Raw genomic sequence first — 26,264 nt, 5'->3', positions numbered from 1 at the left:
AAATGACATTCACGATAATTATGGATAAATAATCTTAAAGGCATATAACGGGGCAGAGATTACCTGATTCAACCGCTGATTAATAATTTTTATTTAATATGAATCATTTTCAATCATTCACCATGCCAATGATCATTTCCGCGGATTTATTCTTTTGAGATTTTACTCAATTAGTAACAATTATATTTTATTACTCTTTCGCAGGAGTGATTTAGCATGAGACAACTTTCTTATCCGGGAAGTTCAACAGGTAATCAAATAAAAACAACTGCAAAGGAATATCACGATGCAAAGAAAAGTACTGGCTCTGATGATTCCAGCTCTGTTAATGGCTGGCGCCGCGCACGCGGCAGAAATTTATAATAAAGACGGCAACAAATTAGATCTGTACGGAAAAGTAGATGGTCTGCACTATTTCTCCGATGATGCCTCTAAAGACGGCGATCAAACCTACATGCGTCTGGGTTTCAAAGGTGAAACGCAGATTAACGACATGATGACCGGCTACGCGCAATGGGAATATAACATTCAGGCGAATAACACCGAAGGGTCTAATAATCAGTCCTGGACGCGTCTGGCCTTCGCGGGTGTCAAAGTGGGTGACTACGGTTCCTTCGATTATGGTCGTAACTATGGCGTGCTGTACGACGTGGAAGGCTGGACCGATATGCTGCCTGAGTTCGGTGGCGACTCTTACACCTATGCGGATAACTTTATGACCGGCCGCGCCAACGGCGTGGCAACCTACCGCAACACTGACTTCTATGGTCTGGTGCAGGGTCTGAACTTCGCGCTGCAGTATCAGGGCAGCAACGAAGGCAGCAATTGCGATGAGACGGGTTGCTCTCAGGAAGGGACTAACAACCGGACAGATAAAAACATCCGCAATCAAAATGGCGACGGCTTCGGTATTTCAACCACCTATGATTTCGGCATGGGGTTCAGTGCCGGTGCCGCCTACGCCTCATCTGACCGTACAAATGACCAGGTAAGCGCAGGTACTGGCGCTGCGTCTCAATATGCGGGTGGTGATAAAGCGGATGCCTGGACTGCAGGCCTCAAATATGACGCAAATAATATCTACCTGGCGGCGATGTATTCTGAAACCCGTAATATGACGCCGTACGGTTCAGGTGATAGCAAATCAGGCGGCGGTATTGCCAACAAAACTCAGAACTTCGAAGTGACCGCACAGTACCAGTTCGATTTCGGTCTGCGTCCGGCCATTTCTTACCTGCAGTCTAAAGGGAAAGACCTGGGCAACGGTCAGGGCGATCAGGACCTGGTTAAATATGCGGACGTAGGCGCGACCTACTATTTCAACAAGAATATGTCCACCTACGTTGATTATAAAATCAACCTGCTGGATGAAGATGACAGCTTCTACAAAAACAACGGTATCAGCACCGACGATGTCGTTGCATTAGGCCTGGTTTACCAGTTCTGATGGCCAGAGCCCGCAGCGTCATGCGGGCTCTCCTTTTTTTGATGTTTGTCTCACAACAGCGCTTTATCGCGATATTGTTGAGGATAAGTTGAAAGAAAGCGGGTTAGACTGCGCCGATATCCCCCTCTTCATTAAGGATACCTGCGTTGTTTGGTCGTATATCCGTTACCATTCTGACACTTTTAGCATGCTTGTGGATGGCGTTAATCTTTGATTTTCGAGATATTGTCGGGCATCTCGGCACGCTGCTAAACCATCTGGATCACCATTAACAGTGATTCCCAGAAAAAAGCCACCAGCAGTGCCGGTGGCGGTCATACGCATTTCGAGCGTTATTTTTTCACGGGTTGAGGTTTTTTATCCCCTGATTCCGGGGCCTCACGCGGATCGTCTTTTTCTACACAGAGCATAATTTCTCCTGTTTTAGAAACCCACTTCCCACTATAGCCAGGCTGATAAAAAAAAGGCCAGGCGGTGATTAATCTTGATTGATCTCTTTTTTGCGAAACGAGAGATAGCCAAAAACGCCGCTTTCGCCGTCGCTCGGATGGTTTACGCCATCCATCACCGTCACTTCTGGGAAATCAAACGGCGACACATTTTTAAAACAGGCCACATTGACGCCGTATTCATTTGGGTTAGAGCGACGCTGATGGAACGTGTAAATCCCGCAGACCGAGCAGAAGAAATGCCGCGCCGTCCCCGTGTTGAACCGGTACTCCGTCAGCTTATCCTCACCTCTGGTCACGGTGATACCCGACAGCGGTGCAGAGACCACAATCGCGCCCCGCATACGGCAAAAAGAGCAGCTGCAGCGCCGCGCGGTATTCAAGCCGTCAGTCAGTTCGACGGTAAAGGCCACCGCACCACAGTGGCACTGTGCATGACGAATGTCAGCCATTGGCTATACCCCTTTTCTTACCAGTTCGGCAGCTTTGAGAAAAACCTCATCTTCTACACCATCGCCTTTCTGCCTGCCCAGCCTGACAAGTTCGTTGACAATGCTGTCACGATCGATCGTTTTTTGCGATGAAACTAGCCCTATAACGGCAGCCCCAATCGCCAGCCCCACTAATCCTGTTTGTTCGTCTTTGTTCTTCATACTCATGCTCCTGATACAACAAACAAGCGTAGCAGGATTTTTCAGACCGTTTTCAGGCGTTTTACTATTTCGCCTGGATCGCTGTTATTCCGACACGCTGGCCGTATGAGAGCTCTAAGGTATTACCGTCAGGATCGGCAAAAAATACATAATAACCGACGGGGTCACCCAGAGCTTCCGGCGCTTTCCTCAACACCCCTTCTTTAGCGGCCATCGCAGTTTTTCTATCAATTTCTTCGCGCGTTGCGCAGGCAATCCCAAGGTGGCCAAAATGCCCCAGCGGCGTATCGGTCACGGTGTCCGCCTGTACCAGAACCAGCGCAAAAGGACGCGTATGGTCAGTTAGCCACGCCACTTTACGGGCAGTTGGAAGATCGGGCTCACGCGAATGGATGACGTCCATCCCGGCATATCGGCGATAGAAAGCAAGGCTCTTCTCCAGATCCCTGACCATAAACGCAACATGAGTGAATCCTACATCAATGTCTTTCATTTTAAGATGTTACTCCTGTATTAACATGTCGTAGCCATCTTAAAAGCTCAAGTTAACTTGAGGTCAACGGTGAATTTGTGCGGTCCTGATGATGTTCAAAAAAGAATAAAGGGACAGAAATGATAAAGCGCCGCCGTGGCTGAAATATTCACGACGATGCTCAGCAAAAACCAGGTTTTGAAGGGTTGCTTCTGCGTTTTATGGCGAAAGAGCTGTTGGCCCAATATGGCGCCTGGCCACCCTCCCACAGTACCAAACGTCAGTAAAGTGACTTCCGGTATCCTGCGCATCGCTTTTCGTGCCGCCGTTTTGTCGACACCATAAATCGCTATCGTCAGCATATTAATCAGCAGAAACCACATGGCAAAAGGATACGAGGAAAAAAAGCTGCCGATCGCAGCGAAGATCAGCAGAACAAAACAAAAGCGATTTAATGTCATAGGGTCAGTCACGGAATATGTAAGCGTATGTCGGGAAAGCATTATACGCTATCTTACGCATTATCCGGTCAGGTGCTATCAGCCCGCTTTTGCATGCGGCCTCAAAATGAATGACCTCTTCGACGCACCGAATTGCATTTTGTGAAGCTTCGCATACGCGCCATCATGAGCAAGCAGTACCTTATGGCTTCCGCGTTCAACGATAACGCCAGTTTGTTTTGGTCCCCCCTCTCCCGGATGGCGAACAGAAAGCCGACTACGCTTTATTAGCTATTGCGCAGAGTGTAAAACGTGCTGGCATTCGCCGCCGGAATCCGTACCATACGCGGCATACTTTTGCCTGCTGGCTATTATCTGCCGGCGCTAACCCGTCTTTCGCCGCTACTGGCTCCGAAGGTAGTAATAAATGCAAGAAAATCAACAAAATACAAAGAAAGAGCAATACAACCTGAATAAACTGCAAAAGCGCCTGCGCCGTAACGTGGGCGAGGCCATTGCGGACTTCAACATGATTGAAGAAGGCGACCGCATCATGGTTTGCCTGTCAGGGGGTAAAGACAGCTACACCATGCTGGAGATCCTGCGTAATCTTCAGCAAAGCGCGCCGGTGAATTTTTCTCTGGTGGCGGTCAACCTTGACCAGAAACAGCCGGGTTTCCCGGAGCACATTCTGCCGGAATATCTGGAGCAGCTGGGCGTTGAGTACAAAATCGTCGAAGAAAACACCTACGGCATCGTGAAAGAGAAGATTCCGGAAGGGAAAACCACCTGCTCGCTTTGCTCTCGTCTGCGCCGCGGCATTCTCTATCGTACCGCAACGGAACTGGGCGCGACCAAAATTGCGCTGGGCCATCACCGCGACGATATTCTGCAAACGCTGTTCCTGAACATGTTCTATGGCGGCAAGATGAAAGGCATGCCGCCTAAGCTGATGAGCGATGATGGCAAGCATATTGTGATCCGTCCTCTTGCCTACTGCCGGGAAAAAGACATTGAGCGTTTTTCTCAGGCGAAAGGGTTCCCGATCATTCCATGCAATCTGTGCGGCTCACAGCCGAACCTGCAGCGTCAGGTGATCGGCGACATGCTGCGCGACTGGGACAAACGTTATCCGGGCCGCATTGAGACCATGTTCAGCGCGATGCAGAACGTGGTTCCTTCCCACCTCGCTGACGTAGAGCTGTTCGACTTCAAAGGTATCAACCACGGCTCGGAGGTGGTGAATGGTGGCGATTTGGCGTTTGACCGGGAAGAGATCCCAATGCAGCCTGCGGGCTGGCAGCCGGAAGATGATGACAATCAGTTCGAAGAGTTGCGTCTGAACGTGCTTGAAGTGAAATAAGCGATGGGCGTCTCAGAAAAACCTTCTGAGACGCTTTATGCCTTATTTCAGCAGATGTACGCGGCAGGTTTTGCCTTTAATCTTGCCGTTTTGCAGCTGCTTCCACGCCTTATGCGCAACCGCCTGGCGAACCGCCACGTACACGTGTGCCGGATGAACCGCAATTTTCCCGATATCCGCCCCTTCCAGCCCCACATCTCCGGTCAGTGCGCCCAGCACATCCCCCGGTCGCATCTTGGCCTTTTTGCCGCCATCAATGCATAGCGTCGCCATTTGGGCCTCCAGCGGCACGAGCCTGACGTTGCCCGGCGCGTTCACCCAGTTCAGTTTGATCTGCAACATTTCTGAGAGAATATTGGCGCGCTGCGCCTCTTCCGGTGCGCAGAAGCTGATGGCCAGGCCGCTGTTTCCGGCGCGCGCGGTACGACCAATACGATGGACGTGCACTTCCGGGTCCCAGGCCAGTTCATAGTTCACCACCAGTTCAAGGGATTTGATGTCCAGACCGCGGGCGGCGACGTCGGTCGCGACCAGCACGCGGGCGCTGCCGTTGGCGAAACGCACCAGCGTTTGATCGCGATCGCGCTGTTCCAGATCACCATGCAGAGACAGTGCGCTCTGCCCCGCCGCATTCAGGGCATCACAAACCGCCTGGCAGTCTTTTTTGGTATTACAGAACACTACGCATGACGCAGGCTGGTGCTGGCTCAGCAGTTTCTGCAGGAGCGGGATTTTTCCCTGCTGCGAGGTTTCAAAGAACTGCTGTTCGATGGCCGGCAGAGCATCGACGCTGTCGATCTCAATGGTGAGCGGATTATTCTGCACGCGACCGCTGATCGCGGCGATGGCTTCAGGCCATGTCGCAGAGAACAGCAGCGTCTGACGATCGGCCGGCGCGAAGCGGATCACTTCATCAATGGCATCGCTGAAGCCCATATCCAGCATCCTGTCCGCCTCGTCCATCACCAGCGTGCTTAAGGCATCGAGCGAAACGGTGCCTTTTTGCAGGTGATCAAGCAGGCGGCCGGGCGTCGCGACAATAATGTGCGGCGCGTGCTGAAGCGAATCGCGCTGTGCGCCAAACGGCTGCCCACCGCAGAGGGTTAAGATCTTGGTATTGGGCAGGAAGCGCGCCAGGCGACGCAGTTCACCCGCGACCTGGTCTGCCAGCTCGCGGGTCGGGCACAGGACAAGTGACTGGGTCTGAAACAGCGACGCGTCAATATGCTGCAGCAGACCAAGACCGAAAGCGGCCGTTTTCCCACTGCCCGTTTTCGCCTGCACACGCACGTCCCGGCCTTCAAGGATAGCGGGCAGCGCGGCCGCCTGAACAGGCGTCATCGTGAGGTATCCCAACTCGTTGAGGTTGTCGAGTTGGGTGGCAGGCAGAACATTCAGGGTAGAAAAAGCGGTCACAATAATCTCTCGTGGTCATCTTTACGGTCAGATGGCGCGTATCCTCGCAGATCTCGGGGTTCGATGCGACAATTTAATCGGTTCTTCGTCCGGCGGCGGGTCTGGCATCGGCTGCGGACGCGGAATGGGATCGGGCATCGGCACGGGATCGGTGGGGACAGGATCGGACTGACGCGCGTGTTGCAGTAGCAGAGCGAGTAAAATGCTCATCTTTCCCTCCAGGATTTGCTGTCGTCCCTTTTAGGGTAGACGCTGAGAAACAGGAGGCAAAAAAAAGCCGACTATAAAGTCGGCGTCGTACGAATCAATTGTGCTATGCAGTAATTCAAAAAAGGAAGTAAGACAATATGGAGCGCAACGCCCATCGCTTGACGTTGCATTCACCTGCGGGAGTAATATTGCACCTTACGGGGGTGATGTTTATTGACTTCGCTCAATTAAAAGAGCGTTTTAATCCTCGAAAAAGGTGAAAAAATCGTAAATTTACAGCCATTTACTACGATGCAACCACCATGCAACACCACCAATCAAAACAACTAACATGACGCAAAACGCGGTGAAGCCGTACCGATATTCGCCGCCGGGTATACCGCCCAGATTGACGCCAAAAAGCCCTGTCAGAAATGTGCTGGGTAAAAAGACCATCGCCATCAGGGACATCGTGTAGGTTCTTCTCGCCAGCGACTCCTGCATCACCTGTGCGATTTCATCCGCCATGACCGCCGTTCGGGCGATACAGGAATCGATCTCATCCAGCCCGCGGCCCAGCCTGTCAGCAATGTCCTGCATCCGGCGGCGCTGATCGTCATTCATCCAGTTGAGTCTTTCACTGGCCAGACGGGCATACACATCCCGTTGTGGCGTCATATACCGACGCATCACGATCAGCTGCTTGCGCAATAGCGCCAGAAAGCCGCGCGGCGGGATCTGCTGATCGAGCAGATTATCTTCCAGGTCGATGATTTTATCGTGCAGCTCTTCAATAAATTCGCTCGCATGATCGGTCAGGGCGTCACAGACGTCCACCAGCCAGCTGCCGCAGTCAACCGGTCCGGTCCCCTCTTTGAGGTCGTTTACAATGTCATCCAGCGCCAGAACCTTACGCTGACGTGTGGAAACAATCAGCCCATCGTCCATATAAACGCGCATCGCAACCAGCTGATCGGGACGTTCATCCGTGCTGCCGTTTATACAGCGCAGGGTGATAAGCGTCCCGTCACCCATCCTGCTCACGCGAGGCCGCAGGCTTTCCCCCGCCAGCGCATCACGTACGTTGTTAGGCAACAGCGGAGTCGAGGCCAGCCAGTCAGCGCTGTCCGGGTGGGTATAGTTCAGATGTAGCCAGCAGGGATGCTCTTTATCAATGACATCATCATCTTCCAGCGGTCGGGCACCGCCGCGGCCGTCCAGCACCCACGCAAAAACTGCGTCAGGAACGTTAAGTTCCGATCCTTTAATGCTCTCCACAGTGCCTCCCCTGTTTGGCTCTTTCGATGTCAGTCTAGCTTCCATCAGGGGTTAAGCAACAACTATGTTTCGCATCGCGCTGAAATCGCTCAGGAATTGTACACGCTATATTTTGAGAATAAAAAAGCCTGGCATGCCAGGCTTCGGGAAGCTGTCAATGAGAGTGCTCGGGGCGCGGATGAAACGAGACAGGGCTGGCTACTGGTGACGGGGGGTGCCCCTGGTCCAGCCTGAAATTTCGGGTCCGCGTCTGCAGTTCGATCACCTGATTACGCAGCACATCAGAGGAACCGTTGAGCTCCTCCGCCATCGCCACGTTGCTTTGCGTGACCCGCTCCAGTTCGGACAGCGCCAGCGTGATCTGGGAAATGCCCTTCTCCTGCTCTGCGGTTGAGGTAGAAATTTCGTCCATTAACCGGCTGACGTTGCCGGAGCCGGTCACGATGTCACGCATATTCTTCTCCGCTTCCGACACAACGCTGGCACCCTGGGTGACATTACTGCTGGTAACGTCAATCAGCGTTTTGATGTTTTTCGCCGCCTCAGCGCTGCGGTGAGCCAGGTTTCGGACTTCCTCTGCGACCACGGAGAACCCTTTCCCGTGATCGCCCGCCCGCGCGGCCTCGACGGCCGCGTTAAGCGCCAGAATATTCGTCTGGAATGCAATCCCGTCGATCAGGGAGATAATTTCCGTCATCTGCTGCGCGCACTCGGTAATGGATTGCATATTGCTGGCAACCTGTTCCATCAGATCTCCGCCCTTGCGCGCCTGCAACGTCGCGGCATTCGCCTGCTCGCTCGCCAGCCGGGTATTATCGGCATTGTTTCGGGTACTTGCCGCCATCTGCTCCATGCTTGCCGCAGTTTGTACCAGAGACGCAGACTGCTGCTCTGTTTTCACCGAGAGCTGGGCACTGCGGGAAGAGAGCTGATCCGACAAGGCCATGGCGTTTTGTGATGATGCCCTGATCTCACGCACCAGCGTAGCGATGTTGCTGGAAAGACTATTAATCCCGGGAATTAATCGCCCCGCGCAGTTATTGCCAAACTCGGGGATAGAGACGCCTAAGTTGCCTGCGGTCACTTCTTCAATACTTTTTTTCACAGTATTGATCGGCGTCACAAGAAACTTCGTCATATAACTCCAGAGCAAAAATAATCCAACGAAATTGACCAGATTAATCGAAATGAAAAGAGGAAGATTGCTGGAAAATAGAGCAACGATACCTGCATTCACTAAAAACAGGCACAGCAGGAACCAGGCAATGAAGGTCCTGACACTAATATTTCTTAGCATGTTTTTACCCACAACTTATATTTTGGTCGGCATTTAGATTTATAGCATTCACTTTTGCGTTTGTCCTCACATAATACGCTGGTTTCTCGTTTCGCTGTTACCCACCCAGCATTTAACTTAAGTCAGATAAAAAAGAGGTTTTAGTAGAAATGTCATGCACCATATGCTGTATTGCTGGTCCAAAGCCTCCTGAAGCGATACCATTATCTGCGGTACAACGGTCCATATGCACACATATTTAAGACGCTTTACTACAATCTATCGACTATGTTTAGCAGTACTTAATGCATTAACATAAAGAATATATTTTATATTTCGGGTAAGTTTGACCTTTGATATAAGTGGCTATTTTCCACGATAAATAACTAATATGGTTTGAATGCGCATGTTCGTTGCCAGATAAAGACGTGCCGGCCGGCAAAATCGGTAACCCTCTCAGGCGTGGGATTGCATAATGCTCAATATATCGTGGGACCCTGTGTTGATCGCTGTCTCTTATCTGGTGGCGTTTATCGCCTCCTTTGTGGCCCTGGACAGCGCCGGGAAAATTCCCCTTTCCAGCCGTAAAGCGGCTCTGTTCTGGCGCATTGCCGGCGGGATCACGCTGGGCATCGGGATCTGGTCAATGCACTTCATCGGTATGCTGTCGATGCAAATGCCGATGATGATGAGCTATGACCTATGGCTAACCCTTGCGTCTCTCGGCGTGGCGATCGTTGCCTCCACGATAGCAATAAATATTGCCGTTACGGGCAAACACCTCTCTCCCTTTCGGCTGTTCTTCGCCACGGTTATCCTCAGCGCTGGCGTGGTCGCTATGCACTATATCGGCATGGCCGCGTTGATGCTGGAAGGAAGCATCCTCTGGGATCGGCGCATTGTGGGTGTGTCCGTGATGATTGCCGTGGTCGCTTCCGGCGTGGCGCTGTGGCTGGCTTTTCGCCTTAGAGATAAGCACAAAGGGGTCTTTGTTACTCGCATTCTCGCCGCGTTAGTCATGGGCGCCGCCATTTGCGCGATGCACTATACGGGCATGAGCGCCGCGCATTTCCATGAGATGGCGCATACGCTCCCCGGCGGGGTCAGCGAGTTGGGGTTATCCATCTGGGTTTCCGTCACCACGCTCGCCCTGCTCGGCATGATGTTAATTATTTCGCTTATCGATTCGCACTGGCGGACCAGCCGGCTGACGGATAATCTGCGCCAACTCAACCGGCAGCTTGAGCTACAGGTTCGCTTTGACGCTCTCACCGGCCTCGCAAACCGTCAGCAGATGGATATCCGAATGCAGGATTGTCTGCACAGCGCCTTGTTGAGTAACAAACAATTTGCCGTGATTTTTCTGAATGTCGATCGCTTCAGACGCGTGAATGATACCTGGGGTCACAGCGTCGGTGATGAGTTATTAATTACCATTGCCCAACGCATCACCTCCCTACTTACCCGTGAGATGACGCTGGCCAGGCTGGGTGGGGATGCCTTTATCCTGCTGGTTCCCGAATGCGACGAAGAAAAGCTCACTACCCTGCTCACGACGCTGCTCGCGGATATGCGCCGTCCGCTATCCCTTTGCGGACATACGCTGAGTACCACCCTCAGCGCGGGTGTAAGCCTTTATCCTCAGGATGGCGAAACGCTGCATGAACTGAAGTTTAAGGCGGATGCCGCCTTACTCCACGTTAAGCAAGATGGTCGTAACGGCTGGGCGTTTTACCGCCCTGAGATGTCAACGGCGGTTCCGGCGCAGCCGGGTTTTCTGCAGGAACTTTATCAGGCGCTGGAAAGCGATCGGTTTGAACTGTGGTATCAGCCAATCTGGCATGCTAAAGATAAGACAATCCACGGTTTTGAGGCTCTTCTGCGCTGGCGGCATCCGGAGCAAGGCGTTTTGCTGCCAGGTCTGTTTTTACCCACTCTGGAACAAACGGGTTTGATTATTCCGGTTGGCAACTGGGCTATTGAAGCCGCGTGTCGGCAGCTTCATTTCTGGACTGAACAAGGTTTCAGCCAGTGGACGTTATCGCTCAATTTATCCCCTATTCAGTTCGAACAGCCGGATATCTTTCACATCGTATCGTCCATGCTGGATAAATATAAACTGTCGCCCTCAAGGCTGATCCTGGAGGTCACGGAGAGTACCGCGCTAAAAAATCTCGACCGCAGCATCGAGCTGCTCAACGCCTTTAACCATGCGGGGATCACCGTCTCTATTGATGATTTTGGCACGGGCTATTCCAACCTGCTGATGCTGTGCGTTCTTCCGGCAAAAGAGCTTAAAATCGACAAGAGCTTTGTGTCCTCTATTCTGGGAAATGAAAAAAGCCGCAAGCTGGTGGAAACCATTATTAATATTGCCCGCACCATGGAGATGACTGTCGTTGCCGAGGGGATTGAAACGGACGAACAGCAGGCAATACTGACCAGCCTCGGCTGTGACTATCTCCAGGGCTACCTTTTCTCCCGCCCCTTGCCCGCTGAACAGGTTCCGTGGCTGCTGCTACAAAAAAACTCAGATAAACAAATTATACCCATAAGTAAAATTCAAACGGACCCCGAATTTATTTCACAAAAAAATCATGCCTGACGGGATTGAGTAGAGTATGTTTCAAGGGAGTACATGCGGGTCAGTTCTACCATGATTGCCAGGCGTATCGTGCCGATGAACAGGAAAATACTATGTCGCAAAATAGTTTTGATGCGCTTAATGCAATTAAAACGCCCGTGTGGCTCATTTCTCCTGTTTCGGAACAGATTATTTTTGCAAATGTGGCCGCAATACAGCTAACGGGTAATAAAACGCTGAATGACCTGCGTAAAGGGTCCTGTTCTGCAAGTGCGCAAACCGTACTGTCGATGTATATTCCCGAACTGAAAAACGATCACGATATTGTCGAGATCTGGACAGTTAGACGGGGCGGGCAGGACGTACCGTTAAGCTGTCGCCTCTCCCTCACCCACGTCACGCCGGATAGTGATGTTATCGTTTTCGAAGGGATCTCTTCGCACGCCCCCTCAGGCCTGAAAGCCAGCCGTTCAGCAACCTATCAGCGCAAAAAACAGGGGTTTTACGCCCGCTTTTTCCTGACCAACAGCGCACCAATGTTGCTAATCGATCCTGCCCGTGACGGGCAAATTGTCGATGCAAACCTGGCCGCGCTCGGCTTTTACGGTTATTCACATGATGAGATGTGCCGGAAGCACACCTGGGAAATTAACACGCTTGGCAGAGGCGTCATGCCCATCATGACGGAGATCGCCGCGCTGCCCGGCGGACATAAGCCGCTTAATTTTATTCACCGCCTTGCCGATGGCACCACCCGCCACGTCCAGACCTATGCGGGGCCCATTGAGATCTACGGCGACAAACTGATGCTGTGCATAATCCATGATATTACTGAGCAAAAGAGGCTTGAGCAGGAGCTGGAAAATGCTGCATTACGTGACTCGATGACGGGGTTACTCAACCGACGTCAGTTTTATAACGTTATCGACCAAACCAACCTGAGCCACCTCTCCGCCCAGCAGCAATTTAGCCTGCTGCTGGTGGATACCGATCATTTTAAAAACATCAATGACCTCTTTGGTCACCTGAAGGGTGATGAGGTGCTCATCGCCCTCTCCCGAACGCTGGAAGCCTGCAGCAGACAAGATGACCTGGTGTTCCGCTGGGGCGGTGAAGAGTTTGTCATCCTGTTGCCGCGTACGTCTCTCGAAACGGCGCTGAAGATTGCCGAATCCGTCCGTGCGGCGGTCGCCCATATTACCCTCCCAGGCTTACCACGCTTTACCGTCAGTATTGGCGTGGCTCGGCATGACCCGGAAGAGAGTATTGACGCGCTGTTTAAACGTGTCGACGATGCGCTCTATCGCGCCAAAAACGATGGGCGTAATAAAGTCCTTGCGGCATGAAACTGGAGTATCGTGAAAAGCCCCGCTACAATGCCCAGCTTAAGTAAATTAACGACGGGTGGGTTGTGGCAACAATGGGAAAGACAGAAATAATACTCACCTTAATTATTTTATTGCTTATTATATTTGGCTTATGGTTTATTTTCAGCGGTGAGATTTGGTTTTTCGTTGAATATCTGGAAAACAGTCTCTACCCCACTTTTGACGCACTGTAGTGCACGTTTAATTTATTGTTTCACCTACCGAATTTGTCAGGTATCTGCATTGCCCTCAGCCACGTAAGATACGCGGCGTTATCCTCCAACAATGTTGATAACGAATCACTAAATCATTTGCTTATTTCGCCCGTTCTCTGACGGGCTTTTTTTATTTCCGACTATTAAGCAAAACCAGGGTTCTCGCCTGTCAGTCTCCATGTTGGTGTAGCACCGCTCTGCTCCAGTCATAAAAGGCGCGTACCGAAGGCGGAAGATAGCGGTTTTGTGGATAGACAAGCGAAAGCGGTAAATCGAAAGAGTCGTCCTCCATACAGCGAACCAACGCCCCGCTCTTCAGATACGGTTCAGCCAGATAGCTGGCCACGCGAATTAATCCGAGCCCTTGAATTCCGGCCTGGATATAGGCGTCGGTGTCATCGACGATCAGCGTCTCTTTCATGCGGATTGCACAATCGCCGTCATCACGCGTAAAAAACCAGTCAATGGTACGCCCGGTGCGGTGGTTCAGGTAGCCGACTGCGTAATGCTTTTCCAGTTGGTCGAGATTTTCCGGCTTACCACAGGCGGCTATATAGCCCGGAGAAGCCAGAACAACCCATCTGAAGTTCGCCAGAGGGCGCGCGACCAGCGTCGTTGAATCTTCGATCCTCCCGGTGCGGATCACGCAGTCATACCCTTCCTGAATAATGTCCTCCACGTTATCGCTGGAACAGAGTATCAGCTCCAGTTCGGGATACTGGCGGAGAAATTCCGGGAGACTGGGAAGAATGCAATGTCGGGCGAGAGACTGCGGCATCCCGACTTTAAAACGGCCACTGGGCTGCGCGGATCTGCCGGGAAAGGAAGACTCCATTGTCGCAATATCCGCCAGCAGCCGTTTGCTCTCGTCATAGTAACGTCGGCCTTCTGCGGTCACGCTGAGTTTCCGGGTGGTGCGCTGTAAAAGCTGAATGCCCAGGTATGTCTCCAGCTCCTTAACGACCCGCGATACGGTTGAGCGCGGTTGCCCCAGCACTTCTGCCGCCCTGGCGAAGCTATGGGTCTCGACCACACAAACGTATACCCGCATTGATTCCAGTTTATCCATATTCCCACCGCGCCTGAAAGGATCGATTATCCCATTTTTACGAACAGTCTAACTTATGCTTGTCGTCTTATCGAATGCAGCCATCTGACATAACCTTGCTCAAGTCGAAGTAAGAAAGCGATTTAACAAAGAGAGGCTCAGTATGAAAGAACGTGATATCACGACAGGCGAAAAAGTATTAGTGCTTGGTGCAGGACAATTGGGCGCTGCCGTGCTGGAGTATCTGGTTCCGGCAGTCACGCAGCGCGACGGCGCTGTCTCCGTTATCGTATCGCCCGGCTCCAGGGACAGCCGGGGTAAGCTTCAGTCCGAAACGCATCAAAAACTGGCTGATGCAGGGGCCAAATTTATCTCTGTCGATGTCGCTGCCAGCACGATTGACGCGTTAAAAAACCACTTCGCGGATTTTGATACCGTTATCAACTGCATGGGGTTTGTCGCTGGCGCGGGAACACAGATAAAGATTACTCGCGCGGTACTGGAGGCTCGCGTTAAACGCTATTTTCCCTGGCAGTTTGGCGTGAATTACGATGTGGTAGGCAAAGGGAGCGGTCAGCCCGTCTGGGACGAGCAGTATGATGTCAGGACGCTACTGCGGGAACAGAACGCGACGGAATGGGTGATTGTTTCAACCGGCATGTTTACCAGTTTTCTCTTCGAACCGGCATTTGATGTGGTGAATTTCTCCGAAAAAACCATCCATGCGCTCGGAGGATGGGACACACAGGTCACCGTGACATCACCTGCGGATATTGGCCGACTCACCACCGAAATTTATTTGCATCAGCCGCGGATCGTAAATGAAGTGATATTTGTCGCAGGTGAAACAACCTCATACGGAAAACTGGCAGAAACTGTTGAACGTGTGACCGGCCAAACGTTCACTAAAGACGTATTACCTCTCTCTGCGCTACTGGATGAACTGCGTTTGAAACCGGATGATACGATGACAGGCTATCGCACGGCCTTCGCCAGGGGAGACGGTGTATGGTGGCCGATGAAAGATACCTGGAATGTACAGAATAATCTGCCGACTCAGGATATAGCGTCATGGCTAAAAACCGTCATTTGAGGACATCACCTTTCAGGACGCTAATGAAAACTGGCGCTGTCAGCCGCGCCAGCTCTGGATTTAGCCGTGGTTACCTTGCGTTAACAGCAAGCCAGTACCGATTAGTGCTTTTCAATATATATCGTCCGGCTATATGCCACGTCTTCCGGGTTATTGATGGGGTAGCCCTTCACCCAGGGCTTAATCAGGCGACCGTTAGTGTACTGATAAATTGGCGCGATGGGCGCCTTCTCCATAAGGATTTTCTCCGCCATGTTGTAGTCCGCATTGCGCGCCTTCGCGGTGGTTTCCAGCGTCGCCTGCTGGACGATCTTATCGTAGGCAGGGTCATTAAAGCGGGAGATATTGCCGCTGTGAGTGGAGGTCAACAATGACAGGAACGTTGATGGTTCGTTGTAATCGCCCACCCATGAGGCGCGGATCACATCAAAGTTGCCGGTGTTACGGCTATCAATGTAGGTTTTCCACTCCTGGTTTTGCAGTTTGACATCCACACCGAGATTTTTCTTCCACATGGAGGCCACCGCAATCGCGATTTTCTGGTGGTTTTCCGAAGTGTTATACAGCAGGTTCAGCTTTAGCGGACGCTGAGGACCGTATCCTGCAGCCTGCAGCAAGGTTTTGGCCTGGGCGTTCAGCTCCTGCTGCGACATCTGCTCAAACGGCGAGGCGTCCGGAGTGAACCCTGCCGTCACGTCTGGGGTGAAGTGCCAGGCGGGCTTCTCCCCCGTCCCTAACACCTTTTCTGCCATGATACGACGGTCGATGCTCATACTCAGCGCCAGACGAACCCGTGCATCCGCCGTCGGGCCTTTTTGGGTGTTAAAGGCATAGTAATACGTTCCCAACTGAGGCGGCGTATAAACCTGCCCCGGAATGTCCTTCATGAGCTTCTGATACATGTTTTTTGGGAACGATTCGGTAATATCAATATCCCCTGCCAGGTAGCGTTTGGTCGCCGACGATTCCTGATTAATCGGCACGAAGGTCACCTTCTGCAGTACCGTTTTGGCATTGTCCCAGTAGTGCGTATTGGGCACCACAACCAGTTTTTCATTCACCACGCGGTCCTTCAGAACGTAAGCCCCGTTCCCCACCAGCGCGCCCGGCCGCGTCCACTCTTTACCGCTTTCGACGTTAGCTTTTTGTACTGGATAAAAAGCAAAGTTCGCCGTCAGGTTGCTGAACCACGGCAGCGGTTTGTCCAGCTGAACGCGTAACGTTCTGGCGTCCACCGCCGTCACACCCAGCGTATCGGGCGCGGCTTTGCCGTCAATAATGGCCTGCGCGTTATTAATTCCCGCCAGCGCGGCAAACCAGGCAAACGGAGAGGTGGTTTTCGGGTCAACCAGACGCTGCCAGCTGTAGACAAAATCCTGGGCGGTGACAGGGGAGCCGTCGGACCATTTCGCGTCATCGCGTAAGGTAAACATCCAGACGCGGTTATCGTTGCTCTGCCAGCGTGTCGCCACGCCCGGCGTCAGCTCCCCTTTCTCATTCTGATTAACCAGGCCTTCAAAGAGATCGCGAATCACCTGAATCTCTGGCAACCCCACGGCTTTCGCCGGATCCAGCGAAGCCGGCTCGTCTTTAATATGCCTGACCAGCTCCTGTTTTTGCGCCAGCGCAGTGCCCTGCGGCACGTCAGCTGCGAAAGAAAGTGAAGAGAGCCCGCACAGGCACAGTACGGCAAAAAGACGCGAAACAGGATGCTTCATAAGATCCCCTTTGATGAATTCAGGTATTAAGCAGATGCGTAATTATTTGTTTCGACAAAAAGAAATGCAAATAACTTACGCCTGAATAGTGATTTAAGGCAATTCTTAGCCATTACGGAAACTATTTGATTAACAGCGGGTTTTGCACAACACTGCCAGTAGTGACTTCTTTATCAGGATTTCGTATGGCAACCACCCGACCGAGAGCGGAACGCGGCGCCTTTCCGCCGGGCGCTGAGCAATATGGCCGCTCCTTTTTAGGCGCATCGCTGATCTGGTTCCCAGCCCCCGACGCAGACCGCGAAAGCGGCTTGATTCTTGCCGGCACGCACGGGGATGAAAACTCCTCCATCGTGACGCTTTCCTGCGCGCTGCGGACGCTGACGCCGTCATTACGGCGTCATCACGTGATTCTGGCGGTTAACCCGGACGGCTGCCAGCTGGGTCTTCGCGCCAATGCGCGAGGCGTTGACTTAAACCGTAATTTTCCGGCAGCAAACTGGCGCGCAGGGGAAACGGTGTATCGCTGGAACAGCTCCGCCGAGGAGCGTGATGTGGTTCTGCTAACGGGAGATAAGCCGGGCTCAGAGCCGGAAACCCAGGCGCTGTGCCAGCTTATCCATAAGATCCATCCCGCGTGGGTGGTCTCCTTCCACGATCCGCTGGCCTGTATTGAAGATCCACGTCACTCCGAGCTTGGCGCGTGGCTGGCAGACGCATTCGCCCTGCCGCTCGTGACCAGCGTGGGCTATGAAACGCCAGGCTCGTTCGGTAGCTGGTGCGCCGATTTGAGCCTGCCCTGCATAACCGCTGAATTCCCGCCGATCTCTTCCGACGAGGCCAGCGAAAAATACTTAAAAGCCATGGTGGATCTTTTACGCTGGCAGCCTCAGAGATGAAGCACGCCGCTGGTAAAATGGAGCGCGGGAGAGACGTCAACCGCCAGCCACGTCGGGCCGTCCAGATCGGCGAAACGGACCTGATTGACAAGCGGTAGCGCCGCGCCGATTGCCCGGGACGTACAGAGCATACAGCCCAGCATCAGTGAAAAACCTTGCGCCCGGGCTTCTGCCGCCAGGGCCAGCGCCTCTGTCAGCCCGCCGGTCTTGTCGAGCTTAATATTAATCATCTCGTAGCGGCCCTGCAGCTCGCTCAAGCTCGCGCGGGTGTGACAGCTTTCATCCGCACAAACGGGCAACGGATGGATAAAGTTCTTCAGCGCCGCGTCATCTTTTGCTGGCAGAGGCTGCTCCAGCATGGCCACCCCCAGGTCGGCCAGCAGCTGACAGCGGGCGGCCAGCCCTTCTGGATGCCATGATTCATTGGCATCAACAATCAGCGTGGCTGAGGGTACCGCCGCGCGAATGGCGACCATCCGCTCGCTAATCAGACGATCGTCGAGCTTCACCTTCAGCAGCCGGGCCCCGGCGTCATAAAGCGCTTTGGCGCTGGCGGCCATCTGTTCCGGCTCGCCAATCACTACCGTTTGCGCGGTAGCGACCGATTCCGGCAGCGCCACGCCCAGCAATGCTGTCAGGGGTTGCTGCTGTTTCGCCGCCTCGAGACTCCAGAGCGCACTATCAATGGCGTTACGTGCGGCCCCGGCGGGCAAACGATGCTGTAATGCCTCGCGCGTGAGTCCGGTTTGCAGGTCTGGCACCAGCGTCATGATATGCGCCATCACTGACGCGAGGCTTTCACCATAGCGCGGGTAAGGCGTACACTCCCCTACGCCTTTAAAACCGTCCTCTTCGATTTCAACGACCACCACGCTGGCTTCGCTTCGGCTGCCGCGGGAGATCACAAACGGGGTATGCAATGGCCAGGCTTCTTCATAGACCTTAACGCTTCTCATCACTGACTCCTTGCAGCCCGGAAAGGCGAAAAAATTTGGTTTGCCGTGTTATCCGCGGATGGCATACACTAGCCCCGACGTTAACTATATGTAAACAGGAAGATATCTATGTCACAACTCGTTCATTTCCAGGGCAACCCGGTTGCTGTTGCAGGTTCCATTCCGCAGGCTGGCAGCAAAGCGCAGGCTTTTACTCTGGTGGCTAAAGATCTGTCTGACGTCACACTGGCTCAGTTTGCGGGCAAACGCAAAGTGCTGAACATTTTCCCGAGCATTGATACCGGTGTTTGCGCCGCATCCGTGCGTAAGTTCAACCAGCTGGCAACTGAAATGGACAACACCGTTGTGCTGTGCATTTCTGCTGACCTGCCGTTCGCCCAGTCTCGCTTCTGCGGCGCTGAAGGCCTGAGCAACGTTATCACCCTCTCCACCCTGCGCAGCCCGGATTTCCTCGAAAACTACGGCGTCAGCATCGCCGAAGGCCCTCTGAAAGGCCTGGCAGCACGCGCGGTACTGGTTCTTGATGAAAACGACACTGTCGTCTTCAGCGAACTGGTTAATGAAATCACTACCGAGCCGGATTACACTGCCGCGCTGGAAAAGCTGAAAGCATAATCATTACTTAGCATTCTATACCGCTTTTTCAAAACCTCGCTATGGCGGGGTTTTTTATTAACTACTCGCTGAATCGTTAAAGCAATAATGAGCTTGCGTCACAAAATTAACGCAATTCAGTTTCAAGAATTCACCAAAATAGCGATCAGATCCGCATATTGATCGTTAAACAACCCTGAATTTACCCTCAGTGAGGCGCATCACATTTCCCTTATCGCCAAAACATTAGATTTGCTTACGAAGTTAAATAATCGTTTCAGCAAAAAGGGATAAATATGAAAATAAAACTGGCTTTAACGCTCCTTTCGGTACTGGTTTCGGGCCATGCCGCAGCAAAAACCTGGGTGCTGACAAGCGCTGAAAGCAGCGTGGAAAAAGGAAACTGGAAGATTTCCAGCGATGAGCTGAAAATTAACGATCGAACGTTCAGCATCGAGCAAAAAGTGTTGCACGGCGGCAAGCAGGAAGGTAGTAAAGTGATCGTTATTAGCAGTAAAAACGGCCTGACCATCACCTTAAGCCCGACGCGCGGGATGAACCTTCTGCACGTGGAGGGCTTTGGCACCAGGCTGGGCTGGAACTCCCCCGTTAAAGAGGTCGTTAACCCGGCGTATATTAATCTGGAAAGCCGAAACGGACTTGGCTGGCTGGAAGGTTTCAACGAGATGATGGTCCGCTGTGGCTACGAATGGACGGGGCACCCGGTCACCGCTGACGGCCAGATTTACACCCTGCATGGCAAGGCGGGGAATACACCGGCATCCCAGGTGGAGGTAGAAATTGCGGATGCTGCCCCGCATGAAATTCGTATTCGCGGTCTCATCAAAGAAAGCACCTTTAAAAAAGCGGATCTGCAAACCATGACCGAACTGCGTTACGTTCCAGGAACCAACCAGTTCAGCCTGCATGACGTTCTGACGAACCATGCCGATTACCCTCATGACTATCAGATTATCTACCACAGCAACTTCGGGGCGCCTGTCCTCGAAGAAGGCGCGCGCTTCCTTGCCCCGGCGGCAAGCGTGAGCCCGTTCAATGATTACGCGAAAGCGGGCGTTAACGACTGGCAAACCTACGCCGGGCCGACAAAAGGCTTTGATGAGATGGTCTTTAACATCAAACCGCTTGCGGACAGCAACCATGAAACCCTCGCGGCGGTGGTGAATAAAGCCGGTGACAAAGGCGCGTCAATTCAGTTTGATACCCGCCAGCTGCCCGTGCTGACCCTGTGGAAAAATACCGATACGCCAAAACAGGGCTATGTCACGGGGATTGAGCCAGGCACCAGCTACGCCTACCCCGTCACCATTGAACGCGAGCAGAAGCGGGTTAAGCAGCTGCAACCAGGCGCCAGCGCTCAATTTGACCTGACCTATACCCTGCTACACAGCGCGCAGCAGGTGAAGGACGTCGAAAGCAGGATTGCGTCGATTCAGGGCGAGACAAAAACAGAAATCGTGACCACGCCGCTGGCGAAGGAATAAGCATAAAAAAAGCCTCTTTACAGAGGCTTTTTGTTATTCGTCACCTTTCTTATGATTCAATCCATACTCACGTAGCTTATTCGCAATCGCGGTATGCGAGACGCCAAGCCGTTTTGCCAGTTTGCGGGTGCTGGGGTAGCTGCGGTACAGCTGCGTCAGCACGGAGCGCTCGAAGCGGCTGGTGATATCATCCAGCGAGCCTTCCATCGCCTCTTCGCCTACCGATACCGTTCCGGCGTCGTAATCCGGCAACAGAATGTCCTGAGGGCGCAGTTCATAGCCTTCCAGCTGGGTCAGCGCGCGATAAACGGCGTTTTTAAGCTGACGAATGTTGCCCGGCCAGCCGTAGCGCATTAACACCGTGCCGAGATCTGCAGACAGTTTCGGACGTGGAACGCCCTGCTCGTCGGCAAAGCGGGCCACAAACAGCTCCGTTAGCGGCATGATGTCCTGCGGACAATCGCGCAGCGGTGGAATGTTCAGCGTCAGGACGTTGAGGCGGTAATAGAGATCTTCGCGGAAAATCCCCTTTTGCACCAGTTCCACCAGGTTCTTCTGGGTGGCGCAAATGACGCGCACGTCCACATGCACTTCGTGATCCTCACCGACGCGGCGGAAGGTGCCGTCGTTCAGGAAACGCAGCAGTTTAGCCTGCATACGCGGCGACATTTCGCCGATCTCGTCCAGCAGCACGGAGCCGCCGTTGGCCTGCTCGAAGAACCCTTTCTTGCCTTCCGGCGCGTGTCCAAACAGCTCGCTTTCGACGGCATCTTCTGGAATAGAGGCACAGTTAAGCGCCAGATACGGTTTAGCCGCACGCGGGCTTGCCAGATGCACGGCGTGCGCCAGCAGATCTTTCCCGGTGCCGGTATCGCCGGTAATCAGCAGCGGCGCGGTAAGGCTGGCAAGCTTGCGCGCCTGATCAACCACGTGGCGCATTTTCGGGCTGACGGCAATAATCTGGCTGAATGCGCCAACGTCCTGGCTGGAGAGATTTTGCAGCTGGCGCCCCATGCGTAGCGTCGAGCGCAGCATGATCACCGCCCCGGTCAATACGCGACTATTTCCTTCTCCTTTCAGATAGACCGGTGTGATCTCCATCAGGAAATTCTGCCCGTTAATCACCACATGCTCGCTGTGCGTATTCTGCGGGTTGCTGTCCAGCCAGCGCTGAAAGTTAAAACCGGGGATCAGCTGCGCGGCGTGGTGGCTGCTGAGCTTCTCCTGGCTCTGCGCGAAAAGCTGGCAGCTCGCGTGGTTAACGCGCTCGACTTTACTTTTCAGATCCAAAGAGAGGAACGGTTCGGGCATCGCTTCAAGCAGCGCGCTCAGGGCGAGGTGCTCACGTTCGGAGGGCATCCAGGGGATGGTGCGTACATCCGTAACGCCAGCGATACGGCGTATTTCCGCCATCAGGCTGCTGAAGGTGTTAAATTCAATTTCGGCAAAATTGAGGTAAATTCGCCCGACAGGATCGATCTCAATGCCACGTAAGTCAATGCTACGTAAAACAAGAAGATCGAGTAATTCGCGGGTAAGACCGAGACGGTCTTCACAGAAGACTTCAAGACGCATGGGAAATTCACCGTTTTAAGCCAATAACGTTAAAATGATATGTCAGAACTCGGTGAACCGGAAGATGGCTGTCAACAAATATTGACAGCCAGCACGATTAGTGAACAAAGCCTCAAGGAGACGGTTTTTTATTGAGCGTTTCTTTCAGCTGACCGATCAGTTCACGCCTGAAATCCCCCAGCCGCGGCTTATCGCCATCAATCCACGGCAGCGGACGGCACACCTCCATCGCTTTGATACCCAATCGCGCCGTCAGCAAGCCCGCGCCAATGCCCTGGGCTGCACGGGCTGAAAGACGCGCCGCCAGATCCTGCGACATCCAGTCCATTCCCACTTCGCGCACCAGCTCGCTCGCGCCCGCAAACGCGATATTGAGCAGGACCAGTTTGAACAGCCTGAGCCGGCTGTAGTAACCCAGCTCTATGCCGTAAAGGTTCGCGATACGGTTGATGAGGCGCAGGTTACGCCAGGCGATAAAGGCCATATCCACCAGCGCCAGCGGGCTGACGGCAATCATCAGCGTGGATTCCGCCGCCGAACGGCTAATCTCACGCCGCGCCTGGGCATCCAGCACCGGCTGAACCATATGGGAATAGAGCGTAACCACCTCCCGGTCGTTCTGGGTTTCATGGATGGCGGCGTACCAGCGCTGGAGCGCCGGATGCGACTGATCGATACCGGCCTGGCTGGCCAGTTTTTCACAGAAGGCGCGGCCTTTGCCAGTGCCGTGGCTGTGGAGGAGATCCCGCGCTTCATCGCGCTCGTGCGCGCGCTGTCGCAAACGCCAGAGGCGGCGCCACTCGGTGGCAACCGACCCGACGCCCGCCCCCACGATGAGCGCGCCCGCGGCACATCCTCCCAGCGCAACCCAGTCCTGGGTTTGCCAGGCGTTCATCGCCCACTGCACGCCCTGCCCGACCACGCTGACGCCAAACAGCGCCAGACCGGCGGTGACCATCTTGCGCCACAGGCTGCGTTTAGGACGCAGAGCGGCTTCCACGACCGCCTCCGCCGGACCTTCCTCGGCGGCGGGATCGTCCGGCAGCGCCGGGGCAAAGTTCTCCGCCTGCGCGCCGCTGAACGTCTGCGCCGTTTTAAAGGCGTCCTGACGCTCGGGCTCAAGCGTTCCGGTAAAGTCTATGCGCGGTTTTAAGGGTTCCGTCATCGCAATTTATCTCCAATCAAAAACTCCAGCGCCGCATCCAGACGGATGTGCGGTAACGGCCGATCGACGCTCATGGTCTGAGGGCGGAAGGCTTCAAACTGGAAGCCCTGACTCTGCCAGAAGGCCTGACCCGGCAGCCGCGCGGGGACTTCGCCGGGATAGACGGTAAGCGGCTCGCCGTCACTGAGTCGATTCCCGCGTAATGCTGGTATTTTCTCGCCGTTAAGGTCAATCAGGCCGCTTTGGGTCGCCTGCACAGATGCGAGCCCAAGACAATCCATACTGATGCCTTCAAACGCGGCGTTTTGCCAGGCGTCCTGCACCAGCTGCTGCAGCAGAGAAACCATGTTGGCATGCTGATCGACCGTAACGTGATCGGCTTTTGTGGCCGCAAACAGTAGCTTGTCGATCACCGGTGAGAACAGACGACGAAACAGCGTCCGCTGCCCGTAGTGGAAACTCTGCATCAGCTGCGTCAGCGCGAGGCGCATATCGTTAAATGCCTGCGGCCCGCTGTTGAGCGGCTGCAGGCAATCCACCAGCACAATCTGGCGGTCGAAACGTAAAAAGTGGTTTTTATAAAAACCTTTGACCACCTTTTCGCAGTAGTAATTGTAACGCTCGCGCAGCATGCCGGCATTCGTGTGTTTGTCGGCCTGTGCCAGCTTCGACTCGCCTGCGCCGTCCACATCCGGCCACGGGAAGAACTGCAGCGCGGGCGCGCCTGCTAAATCACCCGGCAAGACAAAACGGCCCGGCTGGATGAAGTGCAGCCCTTCCTGTTTGCACTGATGCAGATAGTCCGTCCAGGCTTCAGCAATGGTCGCCAGACGGTTTTCGTCCGCAGGCGCCAGCGGATCAAGGCCCTCGCACAGCTGTCGCCATTTCGTTGACCACTCTGCGCGTTGCCCTTGCAACAAGCCCGTCATCTGGCGGGACCAGCTGAGGTAGTCCTGCGCCAGCATCGGCAGGTCGAGCAGCCATTCGCCGGGATAATCGACGATTTCCAGATACAGGGTTGAGGTATCCTTAAAGTGACGTATCAGCGATTCATTAGAACGAAAGCGCAGCGCAAGGCGAATTTCACTGACGCCTCGCGTTGGCGTCGGCCACGCGGGCGGATCGCCGTAAAGCTGCGCCAGCCCTTCGTCGTAGGTGAAACGCGGTATGCCAAAATCACGCTGAGGAACGCGCTTAACGCCCAGCAGACGCTCCTCGCGCACGGCGCTGAGCAACGGCAGCCGCGCGCCGGCGTGCAGATTCAGCAACTGGTTTACCATCGCGGTGATGAACGCCGTCTTACCGCTGCGGCTCAGGCCGGTAACGGCCAGACGCAGATGTCGATCAACGCCGCGGTTCACCAGTGAATTGAGTTCGTTCTTAAATCGCTTCATCGCCATCCTTCATTGCCCGGAAGCCAGGAATGTATGGCTTCAGAATACAATAAATGGGGGCAGATCGTTGATTATCAATTCTTATTTATTGCTATTGCCGTTTTCTCTCCAGTAAGATGAACGACATTGCTGTCAGTCCGGAGTGAGTAAGGTGTATGTCACCCACCATCTATGATATCGCACGGGTTGCGGGCGTATCGAAATCTACCGTTTCCCGCGTTCTGAATAAACAAACGAATATTTCCCCTGAAGCGCGAGACAAAGTGCTTAAGGCGATAGACGAATTAAATTATCAGCCCAACAAACTGGCCCGCGCCCTGACCTCTTCTGGCTTTGATGCCATTATGGTTATTTCGACCCGCTCGACCAAAACTACTGCCGGTAACCCTTTTTTCTCCGATGTTCTTCACGCCATTACGGCAAAAGCGGAAGAGGAAGGGTTTGACGTTATTTTACAAACCTCGAAAAGCAGTGAGGACGATCTGCAGAAGTGCGTGGGAAAAATAAAGCAGAAGATGATCAAAGGGATCATCATGCTGAGTTCACCCGCAAACGAATCTTTTTTCACCACGCTGGACGAATACGGTGTGCCCGTGGTGGTTATTGGAAAAGTAGAAGGAAAGTTCCAGAATATTTATTCTGTTGATACGGACAATTTTCACGACAGCGCTATTCTGGTCGATTCGTTTATTAAACATGGGCGAACAAAAATTGCCTGTCTGCATGCCCCGCTCGATTATCACGTTTCTATCGATCGCCTTGCGGGTTATAAATCCAGCCTTGAGAAGCAGGGTATCGCCATAAACCCGGACTGGGTCATTGATGGCGGATATACCCATGAAAGCGCGCTCCAGGCAGCCTGCAAATTACTCTCGTCTGACAACCCGCCCAATGCCGTTTTTGCTACTGACAGTATGAAATTGTTGGGTCTATATCGTGCAGCGGATGAGTTAAATCTGATGGTTCCCGAGCAGGTTGTTATGGCAGGCTACAGCGATCCGATGCTGTCTCTCGTTTTAACCCCTGCGCCAGGCGGGTTTGATATTCCGACGAGAAAGCTCGGCGAAGAGAGCTGCAACGTGTTGTTTAAGCGTATTGCGGGTAAACCTGCGCCGCATAAGATTTTGGTTGATACGCATTTTTCGGATGCGGCGTCCTTGCGCTAATA

General features: G+C 53.4%; 25 protein-coding genes and 2 pseudogenes. 11 read left to right on the top strand and 16 right to left on the bottom strand.

The window, feature by feature from the left end; genetic code table 11:
- The first annotated feature begins 286 nt into the window (after nt 1–286).
- Nucleotides 287–1,447, top strand: coding sequence for a porin OmpC (ompC, locus tag IM273_RS14405; RefSeq protein ID WP_193055553.1), 1,161 nt, complete (start codon nt 287–289; stop codon nt 1,445–1,447).
- Nucleotides 1,448–1,779: 332 nt separating this feature from the next.
- Here the strand turns inward: ompC and IM273_RS22480 are convergent, their stop codons facing one another.
- The 6 genes and pseudogenes from IM273_RS22480 to IM273_RS22475 form a co-directional block, all read right to left on the bottom strand.
- Entirely contained in the window at nt 1,780–1,857 is a 78-nt protein-coding gene (locus IM273_RS22480) for a hypothetical protein (protein WP_223239581.1), read from the bottom strand.
- Nucleotides 1,858–1,925: 68 nt separating this feature from the next.
- On the bottom strand, nt 1,926–2,348 hold the full coding sequence (locus IM273_RS14400) for a GFA family protein (RefSeq protein WP_048999945.1): 423 nt from the start codon (nt 2,346–2,348) through the stop codon (nt 1,926–1,928).
- 3 nt (nt 2,349–2,351) lie between these two features.
- Entirely contained in the window at nt 2,352–2,549 is a 198-nt protein-coding gene (locus IM273_RS14395; RefSeq protein WP_028013317.1) for a hypothetical protein, read from the bottom strand.
- Between the two features lie 64 nt (nt 2,550–2,613).
- Nucleotides 2,614–3,042, bottom strand: coding sequence for a VOC family protein (locus tag IM273_RS14390; RefSeq protein WP_193055552.1), 429 nt, complete (start codon nt 3,040–3,042; stop codon nt 2,614–2,616).
- A 95-nt stretch (nt 3,043–3,137) separates the two neighbouring features.
- Nucleotides 3,138–3,482 carry a DUF1294 domain-containing protein gene (locus IM273_RS14385; RefSeq protein ID WP_045260635.1) on the bottom strand — a complete coding sequence of 115 codons (345 nt, stop codon included), beginning with the start codon at nt 3,480–3,482 and terminating at the stop codon, nt 3,138–3,140.
- Between the two features lie 78 nt (nt 3,483–3,560).
- A pseudogene (locus IM273_RS22475) lies at nt 3,561–3,698 on the bottom strand (hypothetical protein); the annotation flags it as partial.
- Between IM273_RS22475 and IM273_RS22470 the strand changes: the two are divergent.
- A pseudogene (locus IM273_RS22470) lies at nt 3,695–3,868 on the top strand (site-specific integrase); the annotation flags it as partial. The pseudogenes IM273_RS22475 and IM273_RS22470 overlap by 4 nt on opposite strands.
- A 20-nt stretch (nt 3,869–3,888) precedes the next feature.
- On the top strand, nt 3,889–4,824 hold the full coding sequence (gene ttcA, locus IM273_RS14380) for a tRNA 2-thiocytidine(32) synthetase TtcA (RefSeq protein ID WP_193055551.1): 936 nt from the start codon (nt 3,889–3,891) through the stop codon (nt 4,822–4,824).
- Between the two features lie 42 nt (nt 4,825–4,866).
- Here the strand turns inward: ttcA and dbpA are convergent, their stop codons facing one another.
- The 4 genes from dbpA to IM273_RS14365 all read right to left on the bottom strand — a co-directional run bounded on the left by dbpA (nt 4,867) and on the right by IM273_RS14365 (nt 9,004).
- Nucleotides 4,867–6,240, bottom strand: a complete 1,374-nt coding sequence (gene dbpA / locus IM273_RS14375) for an ATP-dependent RNA helicase DbpA (RefSeq protein WP_193055550.1) — start codon at nt 6,238–6,240, stop codon at nt 4,867–4,869.
- Nucleotides 6,241–6,267: 27 nt separating this feature from the next.
- A complete protein-coding gene (locus IM273_RS22465; RefSeq protein WP_305143948.1) occupies nt 6,268–6,432 on the bottom strand; it encodes a hypothetical protein in 165 nt (54 codons plus the stop codon).
- Nucleotides 6,433–6,723: 291 nt separating this feature from the next.
- A complete protein-coding gene (gene zntB / locus IM273_RS14370) occupies nt 6,724–7,707 on the bottom strand; it encodes a zinc transporter ZntB (protein ID WP_028013350.1) in 984 nt (327 codons plus the stop codon).
- Nucleotides 7,708–7,861: 154 nt separating this feature from the next.
- The gene (locus IM273_RS14365; RefSeq protein WP_193055549.1) at nt 7,862–9,004 is read right to left on the bottom strand and encodes a methyl-accepting chemotaxis protein; all 1,143 of its coding nucleotides are present in this window, start codon (nt 9,002–9,004) and stop codon (nt 7,862–7,864) included.
- 454 nt (nt 9,005–9,458) lie between these two features.
- On the opposite strand from IM273_RS14365, the gene IM273_RS14360 reads away from it, so the two are divergent.
- The 3 genes from IM273_RS14360 to IM273_RS14350 all read left to right on the top strand — a co-directional run bounded on the left by IM273_RS14360 (nt 9,459) and on the right by IM273_RS14350 (nt 13,128).
- Nucleotides 9,459–11,588 carry a bifunctional diguanylate cyclase/phosphodiesterase gene (locus IM273_RS14360; protein WP_193055548.1) on the top strand — a complete coding sequence of 710 codons (2,130 nt, stop codon included), beginning with the start codon at nt 9,459–9,461 and terminating at the stop codon, nt 11,586–11,588.
- 92 nt (nt 11,589–11,680) lie between these two features.
- Nucleotides 11,681–12,913, top strand: a complete 1,233-nt coding sequence (locus tag IM273_RS14355) for a sensor domain-containing diguanylate cyclase (protein WP_193055547.1) — start codon at nt 11,681–11,683, stop codon at nt 12,911–12,913.
- 74 nt (nt 12,914–12,987) lie between these two features.
- Nucleotides 12,988–13,128, top strand: a complete 141-nt coding sequence (locus tag IM273_RS14350) for an Ecr family regulatory small membrane protein (protein WP_032644880.1) — start codon at nt 12,988–12,990, stop codon at nt 13,126–13,128.
- A 190-nt stretch (nt 13,129–13,318) separates the two neighbouring features.
- On the opposite strand, the gene IM273_RS14345 is transcribed toward IM273_RS14350, so the two are convergent.
- Nucleotides 13,319–14,218: a LysR family transcriptional regulator gene (locus tag IM273_RS14345; protein WP_193051330.1), complete on the bottom strand. Its 900-nt coding sequence runs from the start codon at nt 14,216–14,218 to the stop codon at nt 13,319–13,321.
- 142 nt (nt 14,219–14,360) lie between these two features.
- Between IM273_RS14345 and IM273_RS14340 the strand changes: the two genes are divergently transcribed.
- A complete protein-coding gene (locus IM273_RS14340; RefSeq protein WP_193051332.1) occupies nt 14,361–15,290 on the top strand; it encodes an aromatic alcohol reductase in 930 nt (309 codons plus the stop codon).
- A 101-nt stretch (nt 15,291–15,391) separates the two neighbouring features.
- Here IM273_RS14340 and IM273_RS14335 read toward each other — a convergent pair whose 3' ends face one another.
- Nucleotides 15,392–17,008 (bottom strand): ABC transporter substrate-binding protein, encoded by a 1,617-nt coding sequence (locus IM273_RS14335; protein ID WP_028013356.1) that lies wholly within the window; start codon nt 17,006–17,008, stop codon nt 15,392–15,394.
- A 185-nt stretch (nt 17,009–17,193) separates the two neighbouring features.
- On the opposite strand from IM273_RS14335, the gene mpaA reads away from it, so the two are divergent.
- The gene (gene mpaA / locus IM273_RS14330) at nt 17,194–17,907 is read left to right on the top strand and encodes a murein tripeptide amidase MpaA (protein WP_047364989.1); all 714 of its coding nucleotides are present in this window, start codon (nt 17,194–17,196) and stop codon (nt 17,905–17,907) included.
- On the opposite strand, the gene ycjG is transcribed toward mpaA, so the two are convergent.
- Nucleotides 17,898–18,863, bottom strand: coding sequence for an L-Ala-D/L-Glu epimerase (gene ycjG, locus IM273_RS14325; RefSeq protein WP_048959059.1), 966 nt, complete (start codon nt 18,861–18,863; stop codon nt 17,898–17,900). The genes mpaA and ycjG overlap by 10 nt on opposite strands.
- 108 nt (nt 18,864–18,971) lie before the next feature.
- Here ycjG and tpx point away from each other — a divergent pair, with 108 nt between their 5' ends.
- Complete coding sequence (gene tpx, locus IM273_RS14320) at nt 18,972–19,478, top strand: thiol peroxidase (RefSeq protein WP_041909703.1); 507 nt, start codon at nt 18,972–18,974, stop codon at nt 19,476–19,478.
- Between the two features lie 275 nt (nt 19,479–19,753).
- A complete protein-coding gene (locus IM273_RS14315; protein WP_048959060.1) occupies nt 19,754–20,962 on the top strand; it encodes an aldose 1-epimerase family protein in 1,209 nt (402 codons plus the stop codon).
- A gap of 33 nt (nt 20,963–20,995) precedes the next feature.
- On the opposite strand, the gene tyrR is transcribed toward IM273_RS14315, so the two are convergent.
- From tyrR to IM273_RS14300, 3 genes are all read right to left on the bottom strand, one after another.
- Entirely contained in the window at nt 20,996–22,537 is a 1,542-nt protein-coding gene (tyrR, locus tag IM273_RS14310) for a transcriptional regulator TyrR (protein ID WP_028013361.1), read from the bottom strand.
- Nucleotides 22,538–22,649: 112 nt separating this feature from the next.
- On the bottom strand, nt 22,650–23,702 hold the full coding sequence (locus IM273_RS14305) for a YcjF family protein (RefSeq protein WP_193051334.1): 1,053 nt from the start codon (nt 23,700–23,702) through the stop codon (nt 22,650–22,652).
- Complete coding sequence (locus IM273_RS14300) at nt 23,699–25,096, bottom strand: YcjX family protein (RefSeq protein ID WP_045260646.1); 1,398 nt, start codon at nt 25,094–25,096, stop codon at nt 23,699–23,701. Before IM273_RS14300 ends, IM273_RS14305 begins: the two co-directional genes overlap by 4 nt.
- A gap of 155 nt (nt 25,097–25,251) precedes the next feature.
- Between IM273_RS14300 and IM273_RS14295 the strand changes: the two genes are divergently transcribed.
- Complete coding sequence (locus tag IM273_RS14295) at nt 25,252–26,262, top strand: LacI family DNA-binding transcriptional regulator (RefSeq protein WP_041909694.1); 1,011 nt, start codon at nt 25,252–25,254, stop codon at nt 26,260–26,262.
- Nucleotides 26,263–26,264 lie beyond the last annotated feature (2 nt).

Origin of the sequence: Enterobacter cloacae complex sp. P13B (genome assembly GCF_014895915.1) — a bacterium.
GTDB classification, from domain to species: domain Bacteria; phylum Pseudomonadota; class Gammaproteobacteria; order Enterobacterales; family Enterobacteriaceae; genus Enterobacter; species Enterobacter bugandensis.
Note: the sequence above shows the minus strand (reverse complement) of the source record. Positions and strands in the feature narration are given on the sequence as shown.

What these genes read in the sequence shown, in the direction of transcription:
- ompC (WP_193055553.1), top strand. Translation starts at nt 287, where the DNA reads ATGCAAAGAAAAGTACTGGCTCTGATGATTCCAGCTCTGTTAATGGCT.
- IM273_RS22480 (WP_223239581.1), bottom strand. Translation starts at nt 1,857, where the DNA reads ATGCTCTGTGTAGAAAAAGACGATCCGCGTGAGGCCCCGGAATCAGGG.
- IM273_RS14400 (WP_048999945.1), bottom strand. Translation starts at nt 2,348, where the DNA reads ATGGCTGACATTCGTCATGCACAGTGCCACTGTGGTGCGGTGGCCTTT.
- IM273_RS14395 (WP_028013317.1), bottom strand. Translation starts at nt 2,549, where the DNA reads ATGAAGAACAAAGACGAACAAACAGGATTAGTGGGGCTGGCGATTGGG.
- IM273_RS14390 (WP_193055552.1), bottom strand. Translation starts at nt 3,042, where the DNA reads ATGAAAGACATTGATGTAGGATTCACTCATGTTGCGTTTATGGTCAGG.
- IM273_RS14385 (WP_045260635.1), bottom strand. Translation starts at nt 3,482, where the DNA reads ATGACATTAAATCGCTTTTGTTTTGTTCTGCTGATCTTCGCTGCGATC.
- ttcA (WP_193055551.1), top strand. Translation starts at nt 3,889, where the DNA reads ATGCAAGAAAATCAACAAAATACAAAGAAAGAGCAATACAACCTGAAT.
- IM273_RS14365 (WP_193055549.1), bottom strand. Translation starts at nt 9,004, where the DNA reads ATGCTAAGAAATATTAGTGTCAGGACCTTCATTGCCTGGTTCCTGCTG.
- IM273_RS14360 (WP_193055548.1), top strand. Translation starts at nt 9,459, where the DNA reads ATGCTCAATATATCGTGGGACCCTGTGTTGATCGCTGTCTCTTATCTG.
- IM273_RS14355 (WP_193055547.1), top strand. Translation starts at nt 11,681, where the DNA reads ATGTCGCAAAATAGTTTTGATGCGCTTAATGCAATTAAAACGCCCGTG.
- IM273_RS14350 (WP_032644880.1), top strand. Translation starts at nt 12,988, where the DNA reads ATGGGAAAGACAGAAATAATACTCACCTTAATTATTTTATTGCTTATT.
- IM273_RS14345 (WP_193051330.1), bottom strand. Translation starts at nt 14,218, where the DNA reads ATGGATAAACTGGAATCAATGCGGGTATACGTTTGTGTGGTCGAGACC.
- IM273_RS14340 (WP_193051332.1), top strand. Translation starts at nt 14,361, where the DNA reads ATGAAAGAACGTGATATCACGACAGGCGAAAAAGTATTAGTGCTTGGT.
- IM273_RS14335 (WP_028013356.1), bottom strand. Translation starts at nt 17,008, where the DNA reads ATGAAGCATCCTGTTTCGCGTCTTTTTGCCGTACTGTGCCTGTGCGGG.
- mpaA (WP_047364989.1), top strand. Translation starts at nt 17,194, where the DNA reads ATGGCAACCACCCGACCGAGAGCGGAACGCGGCGCCTTTCCGCCGGGC.
- ycjG (WP_048959059.1), bottom strand. Translation starts at nt 18,863, where the DNA reads ATGAGAAGCGTTAAGGTCTATGAAGAAGCCTGGCCATTGCATACCCCG.
- tpx (WP_041909703.1), top strand. Translation starts at nt 18,972, where the DNA reads ATGTCACAACTCGTTCATTTCCAGGGCAACCCGGTTGCTGTTGCAGGT.
- IM273_RS14315 (WP_048959060.1), top strand. Translation starts at nt 19,754, where the DNA reads ATGAAAATAAAACTGGCTTTAACGCTCCTTTCGGTACTGGTTTCGGGC.
- tyrR (WP_028013361.1), bottom strand. Translation starts at nt 22,537, where the DNA reads ATGCGTCTTGAAGTCTTCTGTGAAGACCGTCTCGGTCTTACCCGCGAA.
- IM273_RS14305 (WP_193051334.1), bottom strand. Translation starts at nt 23,702, where the DNA reads ATGACGGAACCCTTAAAACCGCGCATAGACTTTACCGGAACGCTTGAG.
- IM273_RS14300 (WP_045260646.1), bottom strand. Translation starts at nt 25,096, where the DNA reads ATGAAGCGATTTAAGAACGAACTCAATTCACTGGTGAACCGCGGCGTT.
- IM273_RS14295 (WP_041909694.1), top strand. Translation starts at nt 25,252, where the DNA reads ATGTCACCCACCATCTATGATATCGCACGGGTTGCGGGCGTATCGAAA.